Consider the following 620-nt stretch of genomic DNA (forward strand, 5'->3'; position numbering starts at 1 on the left):
CTGAGCCGCCGAAGTCAGTTTGAGCCCGAGCGCCACAAGAAGCACGAAGGGTGCGCCCCACAGCAATGCAAACAAAAACCCCTCACCCCATGCGGACATGGGAAGGCGCGCGCCGCGACGCAGGACCGCCGGGGCGAGGAGGACGGCGCCCACGCCGAAGCGAAGCGCGGTCACGTCCCAGACCTGCAGTTCGTGCGTGACGCTAAACCGGGTCACCACGAACCAGCCTGAAAAGATCGCGACCGATAGCGCAGCCCAGAGCAGACCCTCAAGCCGCGTGCCCCGCCATGACGCCATGCGTTCCGCTCGTGTAGCTTCAATCGCCTCCTGGGCAAACATGATTCCAGCCTTTGGATCGTCCAAGGCTGCCGACGGAGAAACGATGACGGCGGTCACACCTTGAGTTTTAGTTCACTTGTTCTAGAATGCATCGGCGCGGACAATATGGCAAGACGCGAAGCTGGAATTTTGCGAGAGCGCCGGATGGCAAGACCAAGAGAATTCGATGAGGAAGCCGTGCTCGACGCGGCAATGCAGTGCTTCTGGCGCCATGGCTACGAGGCAACATCCGTGCGCGACCTTATCGACAAGACCCGGATCACCGGCGCCAGCCTCTACAA

General features: G+C 61.3%; 2 protein-coding genes. One reads left to right on the forward strand and one right to left on the reverse strand.

The features are described from left to right. Positions 1-339, reverse strand: a 339-nt coding sequence (locus ACERNI_RS17775; protein ID WP_448834564.1) for an EamA family transporter, incomplete at its 3' end; no start/stop codon positions are given. Positions 340-531: 192 nt separating this feature from the next. Here ACERNI_RS17775 and ACERNI_RS17780 point away from each other — a divergent pair. After that, on the forward strand, positions 532-620 hold an 89-nt coding region (locus ACERNI_RS17780), incomplete at its 3' end, for a TetR family transcriptional regulator (protein ID WP_448834565.1).

The organism is Camelimonas sp. ID_303_24 (genome assembly GCF_053543495.1).